The following is a 17,976-nucleotide window of genomic DNA, read 5'->3' as shown; positions in this document are numbered from 1 at the left end:
CAGTCTCGCACCAGGACATGGCGGCGCCCACCCCGGTGGGGTGGGCGCGGAGGGGCGGTGGCGATCAGCGCAGGAAGGCGTGCCGCCGGATGATCGGCAGGTTGCCGAGTCCGAGGGTGGTCCCGGCGCCGGCCATCGCCAGCCCGGCCAGGACGATCGTGTAGACGATGTGGTCGTCCATGAACGGGTTGGTGGTCAGCGGCAGCTCGGCCGCCCACATGAGGAGCAGCATCAGGCCTCCGGCGACGGCGGCGGCCCGCAGGCCCACGCCCAGGACGAGCGCGGCGCCGACGCCGAGCAGGCCGGCCATGAACATCCAGTCGACCCAGGCCTGGCCGGCGAGTGCGGTGAAGAGGCCGCCGAGCGCGTTCTCCTCGGTGCCCTTGAGGAAACCGGTGGTGGGGCTGCCGCCTGCCAGCCAGGCCTTCTCGGCCGGGGTGGCGAAGCCGAGTCCGAAGGTCTTGTCGACGAAGGCCCAGAGGAAGGTCCAGCCGAGCGCGATCCGGGCGAGGGCCCACACGTAGTCGACGGGGCGACGGCCGGCCGTGGCCTGAACCGCGTGGGCGGGCTTGGCGGGGGTGATGGCGGCCATGACGGCCCCCTTTCAGACGGGTCCAGGTCTCTCCTGCACACCTCCATCACACCGTCACGGGCGCCGCGCGGGCAGTGCCGTCGGACCCCGCCTCCCCATGACCTTGGTCCCGCCTTCAACCGAGAAGGTCCTGGACCGGACGCCGTACCACGTCCTTGTCGTCGAACGTGATGCCGAGCCGCATGATCATCTGCGGGTACTCGCCGGAGCACAGCTCCTCGCGCAGGAACTCCCGCAGATGGGTCATCTCCAGCACCTGGGTGTGGAAGGCGGCGCTGACCCCGTAGGCGGAGGCGTGCAGGAGCACCCGCTGCAGCGACTGGCCCGCGGCGAGCCAGTCCTCGCGGGTGTCGCCCGGCGTGGTCAGCACGGCCACGACGCCGGTCGCGGTGGCTCCGGGATCGCCGTCGTCGCTGCCCCACCGGTGGCGCCAGGCGTAGTCACGCTGGGCGAAGTGCGGCTCGGTGCGGACCGGGTCGCGGGGGTAGGCGTCGGCGGGCACCCCGTCGGCGCGCCGGCTGCCCGGCGGGCGGGCCCACCGGATCACCTCCAGGCCGAACCGCCGGTCCTGGGCCTGGACACCCTGGGCGGCCTGGGTGAGCGCGGCGAGCACGGTGACGGCGTCGGGCTTCAGGACGGGGGTGAGCCTGGCGCCTTCCGCCTGCGCGCTCCTGACCAGCGCCTCGACCAGCCGGTCGGGCACCGGCAGGCTGGTGAAGCCGGCCCGGTGGGTGCGCCGCCGCTCGATCTCGGCGGCCAGCACCGAGACGCCCTCGTCGGGGTCGGTCTCGGGGCCCACCTTGACGACGGCCAGCAGGGCGGGCCGGTCGGGGTCGGGCATGACGCGCACGACCGGCTCGTACCCCGCCGCGCGCATGGCGGTCCGCATGGTGAACAGGGCCGCGCCGCAGCTGATGAGCATCTCGCGGCCCTGGGCGTCGCTGACCCTGAGCTTGCGCTCGGCGTCGGCGCGCAGGCTGATCTCCTCGCCGGTGACGGCGAAGGTCCACGGCTGGGTGTTGTGCACCGAGGGCGCCCAGCGGGCGGCCTCGACCGCGGCTTCGACGGCCGTCTTGGGCGAACGGCTGGCCGGACGGTTCATGACGCACCTCCAACTGACGATAACCCAGCGCACCACACCCAGCCTCCGCCGGGCAGGGCCTGAGGTCCCGCCGTTACGCCCCGGTCAGCCGGCGGCGGAACACCCAGTACGTCCACCCCTGGTAGATGAGCACGATCGGGGTGAAGATGACCGCCACCCACGTCATCACCGTCAGCGTGTAGGGGCTGGAGGCGGCGTTGGTGATGGTGAGGCTGTTGGCGGGGTCGAGCGCGGGCATGACGTTCGGGAACAGGGCGGTGAACAGGGCCGCCACCAGGCCGACGATGGCGAGCGCGCTGCCGCTGAAGGCCCAGCCGTCGCGGCCACGCAGGGTGGCCAGCAGCGACGCGACCAGCGCCACGGCGGCCACGCCGGCGATCGCCCAGTAGGCCGGCTTCTCGCTGCCGAGCAGCACCAGGAAGGCGGCGGCGACCGCGACGGTCAGCGGGCCGAGCACCCGGGCGATCTTCCTGGCCCGCTCGCGGAGCTCGCCCGTGGTGCGCAGGGCCAGGAAGACGGCGCCGTGCTGGGCGAACAGCAGCAGCGTGGCCACCCCGCCGAGCAGCGCGAACGGGTTGAGCAGCGTGAGCAGGGTGCCGGTGTACTCGTGGTCGGCGTCCAGCGGCACCCCGGCGACGATGTTGGCGAACGCCACGCCCCACAGCACGGCCGGGCCGAGCGAGCCCCAGAAGAAGGCCCGGTCCCAGCCCTTCTGGCTGTCGCTCTTGTTGCGGTACTCCAGGGCGACGCCCCGTACGATCAACGCCAGCAGGATGAGGAAGAGCGGCAGGTAGAAGCCGGAGAACAGGGTGGCGTACCACTCGGGGAAGGCGGCGAAGGTGGCGCCGCCCGCGACGAGCAGCCACACCTCGTTGCCGTCCCAGACGGGCCCGATGGTCTGCACGACGGTGCGCCGCTGGGCCTCGTCCCGCGCCACGAACGGCATCAGGATGCCGACCCCGAAGTCGAAGCCCTCCAGGACGAAGTAGCCGGTCCACAGGACGGCGATGAGCAGGAACCAGATCGTTTCCATGGCGTGATCCTCAGTAGCTCAGGGCGGGGACGGCCTCGGGCTCGGCGTCCGGCTGCTCCTCGGCGCCGAGCTTGATGAACTTCAGCAGCAGCCGGATCTCGATGACGGCGAGGATCGCGTACACCAGGGTGAAGCCGACGAGCGTGATCGCGACGGACGTGACGTCGACGCCGGGTGAGACGGCGGCGGCGGTGCGCATGAGGCCGAACACCGTCCACGGCTGGCGGCCCATCTCGGTGAAGATCCAGCCCATGGTGTTGGCCAGGAACGGCAGCCCGATGCCGAGGATGGCCAGCCGGTGGAACCACGGCCCGTCGGGCAGCCGTCCCTTCCTGGTCAGCCAGAGCCCGAGCAGGGCGAGCCCGCCGGCCAGCATGCCGAACCCGATCATGAATCTGAACGACCAGTACGCGATCCCGACCACGGGCACGTAGTCACCGGGCCCGTACATGGCCTCGTAGCGCTTCTGGATGTCGTTGATGCCCTCGACCTCGCCGTCGAGGGTGTTGGTGGCCAGGAGGCTGAGCCCGAACGGGATCTGGACGTTGACGTGGTTGCGGCCGTTCTCGACGTCGCCGACGGCGAACAGGGAGAAGCCCGCGGACTTCTCGTCCTCCCACAGCGCCTCGGCGGCGGCCATCTTCATCGGCTGCTGCTCGGTCATGAGCTGGGCCTGCCAGTGCCCGGTGAAGGACACGCCGGCGGCCGAGACGAGGGCGACGACCAGCGCCGCGCGGGTGGCCGGGCGGAAGATGGGGACCTGCCTGCCGCGCAGCAGGAACCAGGCGCTGACGCCGAGCACGAACGCGGCGGCGGTGAGGAACGCGCCGAAGATCACGTGCGGGAACGTGACGAGCGTGGTCGGGTTGGTGAGCACGGCCCAGATGTCGGTGAGCTCGGCCCGGCCGTTGTTGATCGTGTAGCCGACCGGGTGCTGCATCCACGAGTTGGCCGCCAGGATGAAGTAGGCGGAGATGTTGGTGCCGATGGCGGCGGTCCAGATGGTGGCCAGGTGGATCTTGGGCGGCAGCTTGTCCCAGCCGAAGATCCACAGCCCGAGGAAGGTGGACTCCAGGAAGAACGCCATGAGGCCTTCCATCGCCAGCGGCGCCCCGAAGACGTCGCCCACGAATCTGGAGTAGTCACTCCAGTTCATGCCGAACTGGAACTCCTGCACAATGCCGGTCACCACGCCCATGGCGAAGTTGATCAGGAAGAGCCGCCCGAAGAACTTGGTCAGGCGCAGGTACTCCGGCTTCTTCGTGCGGTACCACGCGGTCTGCCAGCCGGCCACGAGGATCGACAGGCCGATGGTGAGCGGCACGAAAAGGAAGTGGTAGACGGTCGTGATGCCGAACTGCCACCGGGAAAGATCCAGCACGTCCATGACCATCAGCTTCGTGCCAGGTCAGAGCCGCTTCGTAGGGTCGGCGGACCCTTCCCCGAAGGACCTTCGGCCCGGCCGAACGGCTCCTTTCTCCCCCGGTGGGAAGCGGGGCAGGGACTTTGGACACATCGCTCGCGGGTCCTCCGCCCCTGCCGGTCGGCGCGCGCCCGCGACAGGGTCGGAGGCAGGAGGTGCGTCATGTCCCCAACCCTCGTGAGCACCGGTCTCGGCGTCCGGCGGCTGCTCCTCGCGGCCGGCCAGGCGCCTTCGGTCTGCAACACCCAGCCGTGGCGCTTCCACGTCGTGCCAGGGCGGCACATCGAGCTGCTGGCCGACCCCGCCCGCCGGCTGCGGGTGGCCGACCCGCGCGGCCGCTCCATGACCGTGAGCTGCGGCGCCGCCCTGTTCAACCTGCGGCTCGCGGTGCGCCACGTGGGCCGGCGCCCCATCGTGTGGCCGCTGCCCGACCCGGAGAACCCGCTGCTGATGGCCGCCGTGCGCGTCGCCGAGGGCCGTCCCGCCACCGCGGAGAACCGCGAGCTGTACGAGCTGATCCCGGCCCGCCGCACCAACCGCGAGCCGTACTCCGGCCGGCCGGTGCCGCCGTCGGTGCTGGGCGACCTGCGCATCGCCGCCTCGCGAGAGGGCGCCACCCTGGTGCCGTTGGACGGGGACTGCGCGGCTGAGATGCTGGATCATGTGGCACTGGCGGAGGACGAGCTGTCCCGCGATCGCGCCTACCAGGCCGAGCTGGCGGCCTGGACGATGCCGGGCGCGCGCTTCGACGGCGTGCCCGGTTACGCCCAGGGCCCGCGCCCGACCAGGGACCCGGGGCCGGTGCGCGACTTCGGCAGGCACGAGCGGGACGCGCCGTTCGAGGAGCACCCGCAGCTCGTCGTGCTGACGACGCCCGGCGACCGGCCGATCGACTGGCTGCGGGCCGGGCAGGCGCTGCAGCGCGTGCTGCTGACCGCGACCAAGCACGGGCTGTCCGCCTCGTTCCTGAACCAGCCGCTCGACCTGCGCGACATGCGCGGTCGCCGGGACCCGCACCACCGCCGCGGCCACGCCCAGATGATCATCAGGCTCGGTTACGGACCGCACGTCCCGGGTAGCCCCCGCCGCCCGGCCGGCGAACTGGAGATGACAGATGCTTGACGGATACGACGTCCTGCTCCGCGACGGCGGCATCGCGCGGGTGCGCCCGCTGCACGCCGAGGACCGGCAGGCCCTGCACGAGCTGGTGGACCGCTCGTCCGCCCGCTCGGCCTACCTGCGGTTCTTCACCGGAGGACGGACCACCGCGCACGCCTACATGGACCGCATCACCGGTCCTGACTACCGGGGACACGCGCTGGTGGCCACGGTCCGTGATCAGCTGGTCGCGGTCGCGGAGTACATCCCGTCCGGCGACGGCGCCGCCGAGCTGGCGATCCTGCTGGACGACGCGGTGCACGGCGTCGGGCTGGGCACGCTCCTGCTGGAGCACGTCGCGGTGGACGCGGCCGCGAACGGGGTGCGCACGCTGGTCGCCGACGTGCTGGCCGAGAACAAGACGATGATCAACGTGCTGCGCGACCTGGGGCTCGACAGCACCCAGGAGTACGCCGACGGCAACTGGCGGGTCGTCATCGACGCGCGGGTCACGCCACGGCTGCGGTCCGAGATCGAGGCCCGCGACCACGAGGCGGAGCGCGCCTCGCTGGCCCGGGTGCTGCTGCCGCGCTCGGTCGCGGTGATCGGCGCCGGCCGTGACCCTTCGTCCGTCGGTCACACGGCGCTGCGCAACCTGATCGACGGCGGCTTCACCGGCCCCGTCCACCCGATCAACCCGAGCGCGGACGAGATCGCCGGTCTCACCGCCTACCCCAGCGTGCTGGCGGCGCCCGGCCCGGTGGACCTGGCCATCGTGGCGGTGCCCGCCCAGGCGGTGCTGCGCGTGACCCGCGACTGCGCCGAGGCGGGCGTGGCCGGGCTCGTCGTGCTGACCTCCGGTTTCGCCGAGGCGGGGCAGCCCGGCGCGGAGGTGGAGATCCTGCGCGTGTGCCGCGGCGCAGGCATCCGCCTGATCGGCCCGAACTGCCTGGGCGTGGTCAACAGCCACGCCCGGCTCAACGCCAGCTTCCTGCCCATCACCCCGACCGAGGGCCGGGTGGGGCTGGTGTCGCAGTCGGGCGCGGTGGCCGCCGCGCTGCTGGAACGGCTGGACGTGTCCATGTTCGTCTCGGTCGGCAACAAGGCCGACGTGAGCGGCAACGACCTGCTGGAGTACTGGGAGGACGACGAGAACACCGACGTCATCGCCCTGTATCTGGAGTCGTTCGGCAACCCGCGCAAGTTCGCCCGCATCGCCGGGCGGGTCGGCCGCAAGAAGCCGATCCTGCTGGTCAAGAGCGGCCGCACGGGCGCCGGCGACCGGGCGGTCCGCTCCCACACGGCCGCCGCCGCCACCCCGGACGTGGCCGTGGACGCGCTGGTGCGCGCCTCCGGCGTGATCCGGCTCGACAGCGTGCACGAGCTGATCGACACCGCCCGGCTGCTGTCCACGCAGCCGCTGCCCGCCGGGCGGCGGGTGGCCATCGTCGGCAACTCCGGCGGGCCGGAGGCGATGGCGGCCGACGCCTGCGAGGCGGCCGGGCTGTCCGTGCCCGAGCTGCCGGCCGGGCTGATCAAGGCACGCGGCAACGCCGCCGTCGGCAACCCCGTCGACCTCACCGCCGACGCCGGCGCGGAGGAGCTCGGCGCCGCCATCGCGGCGGTCGCGGGCTCGTCCGAGGTGGACGCGGTCCTCGTGGTCTACACGCCGCCGTTCGGCTCCGGGCTGGAGGCCACCCGCAAGGCCATCGCCTCCGCCGCGTCCGGCTCCGCGAAGCCCGTCCTGGCCTGCGTGGTCGGCCACGACGGCGTGATCGACGGCCACGTGCCCAGCTACGCCTTCCCCGAGCAGGCCATCAAGGCGCTGGCCCAGGCCGTGCGGTACGCCGAGTGGCGGGCCCGCCCACTGCCCGCGCACGAGGAGCCGCCCGCCGCCGACGTGGAGTCCGCCCGGGCGATCGTGCACGAGCGGCTGCGGCAGGACCCCGACGGCGGATGGCTCTCCCCCGAGGAGGCCAACCGGCTGCTCCGCTGCTACGGCGTGGACGTGGCCGAGGCGGTGCCGGTGCACGACGCCGACGCCGCGGCCGAGGCCGCCGCCAGGGTCGGGCTGCCCGCGGTGCTCAAGGTCACCGGGCCGGTGCACAAGAGCGACGTCGGCGGCGTCCGGCTGGGGCTGCGGACGGCCGAGGACGTGCGCGCCGCCTACCAGGACATGTCCGCCAGGATCGGGCCGGAGATGACGGGCGCGATCGTGCAGCGGATGCTCCCCGCCGGGGTCGAGATCATCGTCGGCGGCGTCAACTATCCGGTCTTCGGGCCGCTGGTCATGGTGGGGATGGGCGGCGTGACGGCCGACCTGCTGGCCGACCGCGCCTTCCGGGTGCCGCCGGTGGGCCCGGCCACGGCCAGGGAGCTGATCGACGAGCTGCGGTGCGCGCCGCTGCTGCACGGCTACCGCGGCGCGCCGCCGGCCGACGTGGCGGCGCTGGCCGGGCAGGTGGCCCGGATCAGCCGCCTGCTGGAGGACCTGCCCCAGGTCGCCGAGCTGGACCTGAACCCGGTCATCGTGACGCCGGACGGCGCGGCGACCGTGGACGTGCGGATCCGGGTCGCCCCGGCCCAGGCGCCGCCGTCGCCGCTGCTGCGCCGCCTGCGCTGAGACGCGACGCGAGAAGGGGGGCCGCCCCGCCGGGCGGCCCCCCTTCCGTTTCTTCCGGTCTACATCAGCGGCGGGACGACCACGAGGTCCTCCTTGTCGTGCGCGAGCTCGTCCACGACGTCGACCACGCCCTCGACGGACCGGGCGGCTTCGACGGCCGCGACGGCCTGGGAGGTCCACCGGACCCGGCCGGCCAGGGTGACGACGCCCTGCTCCACCCGGACGGTGAAGCCGCAGCCCTCCGGCATCCTGGCGCGCACGTCGGCCTCGATGTCGGCGGCCGGGCGGGTGAACACCCGCAGCACGTCGCGCTGGTGCAGGGTGCCGGCGATGCGGCCGGTGACCGGATCGATCACCGGCACCTGCTTGATGCGCCGGTCGTGCATCAGCCGGGCGGCGTCCCTGACGGTCATGCCGGGGGTGACGGTGACGGCCGGGGAGGTCATCAGCTGACGGGCCCTGATGCCGGCGGCCTTCTCGTGCTCCCGCCGTTGCCGAGGGCTCTCGAAGATGGACACGCTGTGCCGTACCGGGTCGATCTCCTTGAGCAGCAGGTCATCCTCCGACACCACGCCGACAGGGCGGCGGTCGGCGTCGATCACGGTCACGGCCCCGACGGCGTAGCGCTTCATGGCGCCGATGATCTCGCTGAAGGACGCGTCCTCCAGCACCGCTATGGCGACCCGTCCCATGACGTCCTTGACGTGAATGGTCATGATGCCTCCTTCCAGTTCCACGATCCGTCATGGGGGCGGGCACCGGCAGCGCCGAAGGTCCCGACCGGCGGGGACCTAAGACCGGAGCGGACGCGGGTCCGGAGGTCCCGCGGGACGTGGCCTACGGCCATGGATGGGGCGGTGACTCGCGGGTAGCGTCCTGGACATGGCCGCGATCGACCTCAACACGCTGCGCGCCGTGGTCTTCGACACCGACGGCGTGGTCACCGACACCGCGAGAGTGCACGCCGCCGCCTGGAAGCACGTCTTCGACCGCTTCCTGCGCGGCCGGTCCGCCCCGTTCGACATCCGCGACGACTACCTGCGCTACGTGGACGGGCGGCCCCGCCTGGACGGCGTGCGCACCTTCCTGGCCTCGCGCGACATCACGCTGCCCGAGGGCGGCCCGGAGGACGAGCCGGGCGCGCCGACCGTGCACGGGCTCGGCATGGCCAAGGACGAGTTGTTCGTGCGGCAGATCGCCGAGCACGGCGTGGCCGCGTTCCCGTCCACGGTGGCGCTGCTGCACGAGCTGCGCAACCGGGGCTGCCGCACGGCCGTGGTGTCGGCGAGCAGGCACTGCCGCGCGGTCATCTCGTCCTCTGGCCTGCTGCACCTGTTCGACGTGCTCGTCGACGGCAACGACGCGGCCCGCCTGGGCTTTCCCGGCAAGCCGGACCCGGCGCTGTTCCTGGAGGCCGCGCACCGGCTCGGCCCGCCCGCCGCCGAGGTGGCGGTCGTGGAGGACTCGCTGCCGGGCGTGGAGGCCGGCCGCCGGGGCGGCTTCGGGCTGGTGGTGGCCGTCGACCGGGCCAAGGCGCAGGCCCAGGCGATGCTACGGGCGGGAGCCGACGTGGTCGTGCACGATCTGGCCGAGCTGGCCGTGGCCGGGCGGGTGCCGGTGGGCCGTCGATGACGCCCTGGATCCTCGCGTACGAGGGCTTCGACCCGGATCGCGAGAGGCTGCGGGAGGCGTTGTGCACGCTCGGCAACGGGCGCTTCGCCACCCGCGGCGCCACCCCTGACGGGCTGCGCCGCACCCCCGGCACGTACGCGGCCGGCGTCTACGACCGGCTCACCTCCTCCGTGGCCGGGCACACCGTCACCAACGAGGACCTCGTCAACCTGCCCGACTGGCTGCCGCTGACCTTCGCCACCCCGGGCTGCGACTACTTCCATCCGGAGGGCGCCGACCTGCCGGAGTACCGGCACACCCTCGACCTGCGCGAGGGCGTGCTGACGCGGGAGCTGCGCTGGCGTGACCCGGAGGGCCGGATCACCCGGGTGCGGCAGCGACGCATCGTGTCCATGGCCGACTCCACCCTCGCGGCGCTGGAGACCACGTTCACGGCGGAGAACTGGTCCGGCCCGCTGCGGGTGCGCTCGGCGCTCGACGGCGACGTGCGCAACGACGGCGTGGCCCGCTACCGCGACCTGCGCGGCGATCACCTGACCGACCACGCGACGGGCGCCGAGGACGACTTGACCTGGCTGACCGCCACGACCCGCTCCTCGCGCGTCACGGTCGCGCTCGCCGCCCGGGTGGACGCGCCGGGGAAGCCGGAGGTGACCGCCGGCCGCGCCCAGGTCGCCTCCGTCCGCACGCTCGACCTGGTGGAGGGGGAGACGGCCCGGGTGTCCAAGGTGGTGGCGCTGGTGACCTCGCGCGACCCCGCCGTGCACGACCCCCGCTCGGCGGCCGTCCGGCACGTGCGGCTCGCGCCCCGCTTCGACGAGCTGCTGGCCCGCCACACCACCGCGTGGGACCGGCTGTGGGAGTGCGCCCGCATGGACGTCAGCGAGCCGGAGCTCGCCCAGGCGGTCCACCTGCACGTGTTCCACCTGCTGCAGACGATGTCGCCGCACACCGCCGACCTGGACGCCGGGGTGCCCGCCCGCGGCCTGCACGGCGAGGCCTACCGGGGGCACGTCTTCTGGGACGAGCTGTTCGTCCTGCCGTGGCTGAACCTGCGCTTCCCCGAGGTCTCCCGCGGCGCGCTGCGCTACCGGTGGCGGCGGCTGACCGAGGCGCGCGCCGCCGCCCGCGCCGCAGGGTACGACGGCGCGATGTTCCCCTGGCAGAGCGGCAGCGACGGGCGCGAGGAGACCCAGCGGCTGCACCTCAACCCGGAGTCGGGCCGCTGGCTGCCCGACACCTCCCACCTGCAGCGGCACGTCGGCCTGGCCATCGCCTACAACGTCTGGCAGTACCACCTGGCCACCGGCACCATGCCCGGCTGGTGCGCGGAGCTGCTCGTCGAGATCACCCGGTTCTTCGCCTCGCTGGCCGTGCTCGACCCCGCCTCGGGCCGCTACGAGATCCGCGGCGTGATGGGCCCTGACGAGTATCAGACGGGCTGTCCGGGCGCCGACTCCCCCGGCCTGGACAACAACGCCTACACCAACATCATGACGGTGTGGCTGCTCCAGCGGGCCCTGGAGATCGCCCCCACGGTGCCGGGCGTGGACCACCGGGAGCCGGCCCGCTGGGCGGACATCACCCGCCGCATGCGGGTCGACTTCCACGACGGCGTGATCAGCCAGTTCACCGGCTACGCCGACCTGCTCGAGCTCGACTGGGAACGCTACCGGGGGGTGCGCCGCCTGGACCGGGTGCTGGACGCCGAGGGCGACGACGTCAACCGCTACAAGGCGGCCAAGCAGGCCGACACGCTGATGCTGTGCTACCTGCTGACCGACGACGAGCTGCTGGCCATCCTGGACCGGCTCGGCTACCCGGCGGACCAGGGCCTGATCCGGCGGACGATCGCGTACTACCTGGAACGGACCAGCCACGGCTCCACGCTCAGCGCGGTCGTGCACGCGTGGGTGCTGGCCAGGACCGACCGGGCCGCGTCGTGGGACCTGCTCGTCGAGGCGCTGATGAGCGACATCGCGGACGTTCAGGGCGGCACGACCGAGGAGGGCATCCACCTCGGCGCCATGGCCGGTACGCTCGATCTGTTGCAGCGGTGCTATCTGGGGCTGGAGGTGCGTGACGACGGGCTGCGTCTCGATCCGCTCCTGCCCGACCGGCTCGGCACGCTGTCGCTGCCCGTCCGGGTGCGCGGCGTACGGTTCGAGATCGAGGCCCGCGACGGCACGGTGCGGGTCGACGGGGAGACGCTCGCCCGCGGCACCGGCCGCACCTTCACCTTCAGACCAGCCTTCGACACGGGAGGAACGACCATGGCAGGCACCGGCGACCTCGGACGCCGCATCGCGCATCACCGCGAGCGCCTCGGGCTGACGCGCGAGCAGGTCGCCGAGCGGGCGGCCGTGAGCCCGGGCTACGTGGAGTATTTGGAGGAGAGCCCCGGCAGCCCGACGGCCGAGACGATCGCCCGGCTGGCCGGCGCGCTCGGCGTCACGACGGACGATCTCCTGGGCGGCGGCATGGACCGGCCTCCGGGTCACGGCCCGGCGGCGGCCTCGCCCGTGCTGGAGACGCTGGACCGCGAGGAGTGCCTGCGGCTGATCGCGCCCGGCGGCGTCGGCCGGGTGGCGTTCAACGGCTCGCACGGCCCGACGATCCTGCCCGTCAACTACCGGCTCCACGAAGGCTCGATCATCTTCCGCACCGCCCACGGCGGGGCGATGGACCGCGACCTGCGCACCGGCCTCGAAGGCGTGGAGGTCATGGTCGGGTTCGAGGTCGACCGGATCGACGAGGTGCGCCGCGAAGGCTGGAGCGTGCTCGTCCAGGGGCCCTACCACCACATCTCCGACGAGGAGGCGGCCCAGGTGAGCGACGCCGGCGTGTCGCCGTGGGCGGGCGGCGAGCGCCTGCTGCACATCCGCATCGTCCCGCAGCACGTCACCGGCCGCCGGATCCACAGCCTGTGACGGACAAGGACGTCCTGCGCGACTACCTGCGTGAGGCGCGCGAGGCGCTGGTGTGGAAGCTCGACGGGCTCACGGAGTACGACGCGCGCAGGCCGCTGACGCCGACCGCGACCAACCTGCTGGGGCTGGTCAAGCACGTCGCGGCCACCGAGCTGCTCTACCTGGGGCACGTGTTCGGCCGCCGGCTCCCCGAGCCGCTGCCCTGGCTGGAGGCGGCCCTGGCGGACGACGCCGAGCCCAACTCCGATCTGTGGGCGACGCCCGAGGAGACGCGGGAGGACATCGTCGGCTCCTACCGCCGGGTCTGGGCCAACTCCGACGCCACGATCGAGGCGCTCGACCTCGGCCATCCGTGCGAGATCCCGTGGTGGAGACCGGAGAGCCGCCGGACCACGCTGCACCGCCTCGTGGTCCATATGATCGCCGAGACCCATCGCCACGCGGGCCACGCCGACATCGTCCGCGAGCTGGTCGACGGCTCGGCGGGGCTGCGCGCCGGCAACGCCAACCTGCCGCCGGGCGACGGCGCCTGGTGGGCGGCCCACCACGCGCGGGTGGAGGAGGCGGCCCGCCGGGCGGGTCACCGGTAGACGGCGTCCTCGACGGTGAAGCGGATAAACTCGCCCTCGGCCCACCGTTCGGTGCCCGGCCACCAGCCGCCGCGCAGCGCCACCGGGATGGTGAAGCCGTCGAAGACCGCCTCCCGCCCGCAGACGACGCCGAACGGGTGGCGCCGGTAACCGCCGCCGTCAGGGTTTCCCCAGCGGGAGACGGTGACCTCGGTGAGCCGGCCGTCGTCGGCCACGGCGAGCCGGACGTCGAAGTCCTCGTCGCCGATCGGCAGGCTGGCGATCGACTCGTGCCGGTCGACGTGCTTCCACCGGATGCGCGGGTCCAGGGCGGCAGCCGGGGCCAGCACGAACTCGCAGGCCAGCCGGCCCGCAGCGCTGCGGGTGATGTCGTGGTCCGAGCCGGACATCATGGGCAGGGCGTCCAGCATCCGCCAGCGCATCTCCCCCACGCCGTCGTGGTAGCGGTCGAACCCGTGCACCGGCAGCAGCCCGATCCAGGCGGTGGCGGCCCAGACGAAGCCCTCCATGGGCTCCAGCGCCTGGGTGGCGTGGAAGCGCCGCCAGGTGCCGAGCTTGATCTCGCCGCGCGAGCGCAGCACGACCGAGCGCAGCAGCGGGGTGCCGGGGGCGATGGCGTGCAGCACCCAGCGGCGGGCCGCGCCGGGCAGCGGGTCCGCCTGGCCGGGGTCGAAGCGCGGCGCCCCGCCGGTCGCCGTCTGCAGGCAGTCCCAGTCGCGCCGGGCCTGGCTGGTCAGGTGCGGCGGCGAGACGATGACGGTCATGGCGTCCGCTCCCGGGGCCGTACCACGGCGACCGGGCAGTGGGCGCGGTGCAGCACCCCGTGGCTGACGGAGCCGAGCATGGTGGTGGCGAACCCGCCCAGCCCGCGGGTGCCGACCACGACCAGGTCGGCGGTACGCGAGGCCGCGGCCAGCGCGGGCACCGGGTGCCCGGCCACGACGACCTGCACGGCCTCCACCTCCGGATACTTCTCCAGCCACGGGCGCAACCGCCGCGGGAAGTCGTCCTCGATGCCTTCCGGCGGCAGCGGCCCGAACCCGACGGGGTGCGGGCTGCCCGCCGGGAGCCGCTTGCCGTAGACGACGCGCAGCCGCGCGCCGCGGGCCCTGGCCTGCTCCATCGCGTACTCGACGGCGCAGTCGGCGTCGTCGGAGCCGTCGTAGCCGACCACGACCTCGTCGTGGCCGCCGCGGGCCGGACCTCTGACGATCACGACCGGTCCCGGCCCGTGTCCGGCCAGGCCGAGCCCGGTGGAGCCGAGCACCAGCCCGGCGAACCCGCCCAGGCCGCGGCTGCCGACGACCACGGTGTCGGCGGTCTCGGACTCGGTACGCAGCCGCTCCACGACCGCGCCGGTGACCACGGCGGTGCTGACCTCCAGGCCGGGCGCCTGCTCGCGGGCCCGCCGCGCCGAGCGTTCCAGCAGCAGCCTCGCCTGCTCGGTCAGGGACTCGCCTCCCTGCGACAGGGGGTGCTCGGGGATCCAGGGCTCGCGCACGTACACGACGCGCAGCGCCTTCCCGCGCCGGCCGGCGTCCGCGGCGGCCCAGTCGAGCGCCAGGCCGGCCTGTTCTGATCCGTCCACGCCCGCGACGACGTGTCTGCTCATGTCCAGCCTCCTCGGGTACGGGAGCGCGGGCGAGGGCCCGTGCCGCCTGCCGCCCGCACTCCCGGTCGCGCCGGGGGCTCCCGACGGGGGCCATCGGCCCTCGGCGGATCCATCCTCACCCGATCGGCTGCTACCCGGACAGAGGCATCCGTCACCCCCACCTCAGGACCTTCGGCCCTTAACCGGACAACCGTTTTACCCAAGGGAGGGAACGCAGGAGGTCGACGAGGAACGGCGTGAGCAGCGCGGCGGCGACCGCCATGGCCCAGCCGAGCGGCGGGATCGGCACCAGCGCGAGCAGCGCGCCGGCCTGCGGCACGAGCGTGACCACACACTGCAGGGCGAGCGTGCCGAGCACGGCGACCATGATCGCGCGGCCTCGCCACCAGCCGCTCTCGAACGTCCAGCGGCGGGCCCGCACCACGTAGGCGAGGGTCAGCCGGGCGAACACGAGCGTGAGCACCGCCTGGGTCCTGACCTGTTCCTCGCTCCAGCCGAGCGAGCGGGCCACCTCCACGGCGGCGAACGCGAGCAGGCCGACGATGAGCGCGCGCACCGCGATGCGGGCCAGCACCAGGCCGGTCAGCAGCCCGTGGCGGCCGGGCCGGGTCTCCAGCGGGTCACCGGGCGCGCGGTCGACGCCGAGCGCGATGGCCGGGATGCCGTCGAGCACCAGGTTGATCCAGAGCAGCTGCACCGGCAGCAGCGGGATGACCAGCTCGGGCCAGGCGAACAGGCCGACCAGGACGAGGAAGATCTCCGCCAGGTTGCCCGCCAGCAGGTAGCCGATCATGGAGGAGACGTTGCGGTGCAGCCGTCGGCCCTCGCGCACGCCGGTGACGATGGTGCCGAGCTCGCCGTTGGTGACCACGACCGCGGCGGCCTCCCTGGCCACGTCGGTGCCCTCGTCGCCGGCCATGGCGATGCCGACGTCGGCGTTGCGCAGGGCGGGGGCGTCGTTGACGCCGTCGCCGGTCATCGCCACCACCTGGCCGTCGGCGCGCAGCGCGCGCACCAGGTCGAGCTTGGTCTTCGGGTCGACCCGGGCGAGCACGCCCGCCTCGCGCAGCCGCCGCTCGCGTTCGCCGGGCTGGCCGTCCCCGTCCCCGTCCCCGTCTCCGTCTCCGTCTCCGTCGAGATCGGATCCGGAGACGACCGGGTCGGGGTCGATGCCGACGTCCACGGCGACGGCGCGGGCGGTGTCGGCGTGGTCGCCGGTCACCATCATGACCCGGATGCCGCCGCGCCGGCAGTCGGTGATGGCGTCGCGGGCTGAGGCGCGCACCTCGTCGCTGAGCCCGACCAGGCCGACGGGGCGCAGCCCGGTCGCGTCGAGGTCGTCGGTGTCCTTCTCGGCGAGTGCCAGCACCCGCAGCCCTTCGCGGGCCAGCTCGGTGACCGCCTCCGCCAGCCTCCGGCCGGCCTCGCCCGGCGCGCAGCGGGCCAGCACCACCTCGGGAGCGCCCTTGACGGTCAGCACGGGGCGTCCGGTGCCGGCGTCGCGGGTGACGGCCGCCATCGAGCGGATGTCGGCGTCGAACGGGCGGGTGGCGAGCCTGGGCTCGTCCGCGACGATCCCGCGCCCGGCCGCCGCGGCGAGCAGCGCCACGTCCACCGCGTCGCCGACCCCGTCGTGGGCGTCGTTGGCGCGCACGGCGGCCCGCCACAGGTTCTCCCCGGCCAGCTCGACGTGCTCGGTCACGGTCAGGCGGCCGGTGGTCAGGGTGCCGGTCTTGTCGGAGGCGATCACGGTGGTGGCGCCGAGCGCCTGGATGGCGGAGAGCCTGCGGACGATGACGCCGAGTTTCGCCATCCGCTGGGAGCCCAGCGCGAGCGCGGTGGTGACGGCGGCCGCCATGCTCTCGGGCACCGCGGCGATCGCCAGCGCCACCCCGGCCAGCACCAGGTCGATCCAGGCGATGCCGCCCCTGGCCAGGCCGAGCACGACCATGACGACGCCGGCCGCGACGGCCAGGACGCCGATACGCCTGGACACCTGGGCCAGCTCCACCTCCAGCGGGCCCTTGACCCGGGTGTGCAGGGCGGTGGCGATGCGGCCCATCTCGGTGCCTGAGCCGGTGTGCTCCACCACGGCCAGGCCGGACCCGTGCACCACCAGCGTGCCGGAGAACAGCATCCCGTCGCGGTCGCCGAGCGGACCCTCGGCGGCGCCGCCGGCCCGTTTGTTCGCCGAGCGGGACTCGCCGGTGAGCATGGACTCGTTGACGGCCAGCGACACCGCCTCGACCAGCCGGGCGTCGGCGGGCGCCCGGTCTCCGGCGGCCACCTCCACCACGTCGCCGGGCACCACCCCGGCGGCCTCGATGCGGCGTACGGTGCCGTCGCGGCGCACCTTGGCCATGGGCGCGGTGAGCGTGCCCAGGGACCGTACCGCCTGCTCGGCCTTGACCTCCTGGGTGACGCCGATGACCACGTTCACGATCAGGATGGCGACGATCGCCGCCCCCTCCGGCACCTCGTTGAGCACCAGGAGCGTCACCCCGCCCGCGATCAGCAGCAGGATGGACAGCGGGTCGGCGAGCTGGCGGACCACCCGCGCGGGCAGCGACGGCGGCTTGGCCTCGGGCAGCTTGTTGGGGCCGTGCTCGGCGAGCCTGGAGACGGCCTCGGCCTCGGTCAGGCCCGCGGTGGTGGGTGTGGTCGCGTCCATCAGGTGCGCGCGGGTGATGCGCCGCGCTCCTCCCCCCGTCGTCGTTCCCGACAGCACTTCCACTAGATCAGATGGCGGAGGGTCCGGGAAGTAACCGGGAGCCCCCGTCGCCCCGGGCCGGTGGCGGCCTGGTCCAGGGGTTCAGCAGGCCGCGGCGGCGGCGAGCGGCCGGCGGGTCACCGTCTGGCCGTCGCCGACCACGACGACGGGGCAGGGCGGCCAGCGCAGGCAGGCCAGCAGCACCGCGCCGAGCCTGCCGTCGCCCGCGCGGTGCGCGGCCGAGCCGAGCACCAGCAGCGCGGCTCCGCGCGCCGCGTGCCGCAGCGCCGTCTCCGGCCGGCCCTCGACGGTCCGCCCGGTCACCTCCACGTCGGGGCGCGCGGCCCGGACCCGCAGCAGGGCCCGCTCCAGCACCTGCTCGGCCTGTTCGGCCCGCCTGTCCTTGACGGCCCTCGTCATGGGGCGGGCGTACGGGGCGAAGCCGCCGGGCCCGGCCTCCCAGGCGTGCACGACGACCAGCCGTGCCCGGGCCCGCCCGGCCTCGTCGGCGGCCCACATCAGAGCGGCGTCACCGTCGCCGGTGCCGTCCACGCCCACCACGATGTCCTGATCTGCCATGTCTCCATGATCGGGGAGCCGGTGGCATGTCCGGCAGGGCCGTTCTGCCCTG

The 17,976-nt window shown here is 73.7% G+C and carries 14 protein-coding genes; 5 read left to right on the top strand and 9 right to left on the bottom strand.

The annotated features are described in order from the left end of the window. Nucleotides 1–64: 64 nt before the first annotated feature. The 4 genes from ACGFI7_RS29600 to ACGFI7_RS29585 form a co-directional block, all read right to left on the bottom strand. Entirely contained in the window at nt 65–592 is a 528-nt protein-coding gene (locus tag ACGFI7_RS29600) for a hypothetical protein (protein WP_393410173.1), read from the bottom strand. 115 nt (nt 593–707) lie between these two features. Then, the gene (locus ACGFI7_RS29595) at nt 708–1,694 is read right to left on the bottom strand and encodes an Acg family FMN-binding oxidoreductase (RefSeq protein ID WP_393410171.1); all 987 of its coding nucleotides are present in this window, start codon (nt 1,692–1,694) and stop codon (nt 708–710) included. Nucleotides 1,695–1,767: 73 nt separating this feature from the next. Further along, nucleotides 1,768–2,727 (bottom strand): cytochrome d ubiquinol oxidase subunit II, encoded by a 960-nt coding sequence (gene cydB / locus ACGFI7_RS29590; RefSeq protein WP_393410169.1) that lies wholly within the window; start codon nt 2,725–2,727, stop codon nt 1,768–1,770. A gap of 10 nt (nt 2,728–2,737) precedes the next feature. Then, nucleotides 2,738–4,114, bottom strand: coding sequence for a cytochrome ubiquinol oxidase subunit I (locus ACGFI7_RS29585; RefSeq protein ID WP_393410168.1), 1,377 nt, complete (start codon nt 4,112–4,114; stop codon nt 2,738–2,740). A 198-nt stretch (nt 4,115–4,312) separates the two neighbouring features. Between ACGFI7_RS29585 and ACGFI7_RS29580 the strand changes: the two genes are divergently transcribed. Both ACGFI7_RS29580 and ACGFI7_RS29575 read left to right on the top strand, forming a co-directional pair. Then, entirely contained in the window at nt 4,313–5,272 is a 960-nt protein-coding gene (locus ACGFI7_RS29580; protein ID WP_393410167.1) for an Acg family FMN-binding oxidoreductase, read from the top strand. After that, complete coding sequence (locus ACGFI7_RS29575) at nt 5,265–7,871, top strand: GNAT family N-acetyltransferase (protein ID WP_393410166.1); 2,607 nt, start codon at nt 5,265–5,267, stop codon at nt 7,869–7,871. The genes ACGFI7_RS29580 and ACGFI7_RS29575 overlap by 8 nt, the downstream gene beginning before the upstream one ends. A 59-nt stretch (nt 7,872–7,930) precedes the next feature. Here the strand turns inward: ACGFI7_RS29575 and ACGFI7_RS29570 are convergent, their stop codons facing one another. Beyond that, nucleotides 7,931–8,587: a CBS domain-containing protein gene (locus tag ACGFI7_RS29570; RefSeq protein ID WP_393410165.1), complete on the bottom strand. Its 657-nt coding sequence runs from the start codon at nt 8,585–8,587 to the stop codon at nt 7,931–7,933. Nucleotides 8,588–8,753: 166 nt separating this feature from the next. Between ACGFI7_RS29570 and ACGFI7_RS29565 the strand changes: the two genes are divergently transcribed. Genes ACGFI7_RS29565 through ACGFI7_RS29555 form a run of 3 tightly spaced genes read left to right on the top strand, consistent with a single transcriptional unit; the run spans nt 8,754 to nt 13,023 of the window. Further along, nucleotides 8,754–9,503 (top strand): HAD family hydrolase, encoded by a 750-nt coding sequence (locus ACGFI7_RS29565; protein ID WP_393410164.1) that lies wholly within the window; start codon nt 8,754–8,756, stop codon nt 9,501–9,503. Beyond that, complete coding sequence (locus tag ACGFI7_RS29560; RefSeq protein ID WP_393410162.1) at nt 9,500–12,433, top strand: pyridoxamine 5'-phosphate oxidase family protein; 2,934 nt, start codon at nt 9,500–9,502, stop codon at nt 12,431–12,433. The genes ACGFI7_RS29565 and ACGFI7_RS29560 overlap by 4 nt, the downstream gene beginning before the upstream one ends. Continuing rightward, nucleotides 12,430–13,023, top strand: a complete 594-nt coding sequence (locus tag ACGFI7_RS29555; protein WP_393410161.1) for a DinB family protein — start codon at nt 12,430–12,432, stop codon at nt 13,021–13,023. The genes ACGFI7_RS29560 and ACGFI7_RS29555 overlap by 4 nt, the downstream gene beginning before the upstream one ends. On the opposite strand, the gene ACGFI7_RS29550 is transcribed toward ACGFI7_RS29555, so the two are convergent. The 4 genes from ACGFI7_RS29550 to ACGFI7_RS29535 all read right to left on the bottom strand — a co-directional run bounded on the left by ACGFI7_RS29550 (nt 13,014) and on the right by ACGFI7_RS29535 (nt 17,924). After that, the gene (locus tag ACGFI7_RS29550) at nt 13,014–13,787 is read right to left on the bottom strand and encodes a DUF6544 family protein (protein ID WP_393410160.1); all 774 of its coding nucleotides are present in this window, start codon (nt 13,785–13,787) and stop codon (nt 13,014–13,016) included. The genes ACGFI7_RS29555 and ACGFI7_RS29550 overlap by 10 nt on opposite strands. After that, nucleotides 13,784–14,635, bottom strand: coding sequence for a universal stress protein (locus tag ACGFI7_RS29545; RefSeq protein ID WP_393410159.1), 852 nt, complete (start codon nt 14,633–14,635; stop codon nt 13,784–13,786). The genes ACGFI7_RS29550 and ACGFI7_RS29545 overlap by 4 nt, the downstream gene beginning before the upstream one ends. Before the next feature lie 178 nt (nt 14,636–14,813). After that, nucleotides 14,814–17,306 carry a cation-translocating P-type ATPase gene (locus ACGFI7_RS29540; RefSeq protein WP_393410158.1) on the bottom strand — a complete coding sequence of 831 codons (2,493 nt, stop codon included), beginning with the start codon at nt 17,304–17,306 and terminating at the stop codon, nt 14,814–14,816. Nucleotides 17,307–17,447: 141 nt separating this feature from the next. Further along, entirely contained in the window at nt 17,448–17,924 is a 477-nt protein-coding gene (locus tag ACGFI7_RS29535) for a universal stress protein (protein WP_393410156.1), read from the bottom strand. Between the last annotated feature and the right edge of the window lie 52 nt (nt 17,925–17,976).

It is taken from the genome of Nonomuraea sp. NPDC048826, from assembly GCF_043198225.1.
In the GTDB taxonomy this organism is placed as follows: domain Bacteria; phylum Actinomycetota; class Actinomycetes; order Streptosporangiales; family Streptosporangiaceae; genus Nonomuraea.
The sequence above is the reverse complement of the archived record's forward strand: the minus strand, read 5'-3'. Positions and strand labels throughout refer to the sequence as shown.